Annotated in this window: 2 protein-coding genes; one reads left to right on the top strand and one right to left on the bottom strand. The window is 70.4% G+C overall.

The features are described from left to right. Positions 1 to 532, top strand: a 532-nt coding sequence (locus tag AC1D2K_RS34870; protein WP_478095017.1) for an enoyl-CoA hydratase/isomerase family protein, incomplete at its 5' end; no start/stop codon positions are given. Positions 533 to 546: 14 nt separating this feature from the next. Here AC1D2K_RS34870 and AC1D2K_RS34865 read toward each other — a convergent pair. Further along, positions 547 to 1,245: DUF2817 domain-containing protein (locus AC1D2K_RS34865; RefSeq protein ID WP_478095015.1), on the bottom strand; the 699-nt coding region annotated here is incomplete at its 5' end.

Here is a 1,245-nt window from a genome sequence, read left to right as displayed (position 1 = left end):
GGTCTGGAAAGAGGCGCGCGACCTGGTCTACAACATCATCAACTGCGACAAGCCGATCGTCAGTGCGATGCATGGGCCGGCGGTCGGCGCCGGGCTGGTGGCAGGGCTGCTGGCCGACATCTCGATCGCCAGCAAGAGCGCCAAGATCGTCGACGGCCACACGCGCCTGGGCGTCGCGGCCGGCGACCATGCGGCGATCGTCTGGCCGCTGCTGTGCGGCATGGCGAAGGCCAAGTATCACCTTCTGCTGTGCGAACCGGTCAGCGGCGAGGAGGCCGAGCGCATCGGCCTGGTCTCGCTGGCGGTGGACGAGACCGAGCTGCTGCCGCGTGCCTACGCGCTGGCCGACCGGCTGGCAGCCGGCAGCCAGAGCGCGATCCGCTTCACCAAGTWCGCGCTCAACAACTGGCTGCGCCAGGCCGGGCCGACCTTCGACGCCTCGCTGGCGCTCGAGTTCATGGGGTTTGCCGGGCCCGATGTGCGCGAAGGCGTGGCGTCGCTGCGCGAACGGCGGGCGCCGAAGTTCCTGTAGCCGGCCTGCGGCGCTCAGGCCTTGAGCCCCTGCAGCGTCTGCAGCAGAACGACGCGGGTYTGGCCGAGGATCATGCCCTTCCATTCGTCGTTGTCGCAGTAGAACGCGTCGCGCAAGTCCTGTCGGATCGCGCGCTGCTGCGCGGCCGGCGCTTCGGGATGCCGGCGCAGCCAGGTGTCGGCGCGCAGCCGACGCAACACTTCCTGGTCGGGCAGGGTGCCGAACTCCAGCCCCATCAGGGATGCGGCGGCCTGTGGGCATTCGTCATAGACCGTGGATACCACCGGCCCCGACACGTCGGCCGAGGCGGAATTGCCTTCAAAGGGCGCGAACACGTCGGCGCCCCACCAGGCCCGCGCGCGCGCCAGATCCGCCACCGCGTTGCGGCCCGGGTAGATCTTCTCGCCGTGGCCGTAGGGGCCGAGGCCGGTGTGGATGTCGATCCAGGCGATGTCGGTGGCGGTCGCTGCGTACTGGCGCAGGATCGCGCGAATGGTGCGGTTGCTCCAGGAGGGCGCCAGGCCGCCGTAGAACACCCCGTCGGGCGATGTGTACTGGCCGGCCGTCACCGCGGTGCGGTAGGCCCGCATGCCGTGCTTGTCGATGTAGGCGGCCATCGCGGCCTCGTCGGCGGCGCTCGGCGGCCAGCTGGCCGGCAGCACGAAGGGCTCGACCTCCGCATAGGCGGCGTTGACCGGCAGCGGCGCATCGAA

The organism is Variovorax sp. P1_H12_2 (assembly GCF_056405335.1).
The sequence above is the reverse complement of the archived record's forward strand: the minus strand, read 5'-3'. Positions and strand labels throughout refer to the sequence as shown.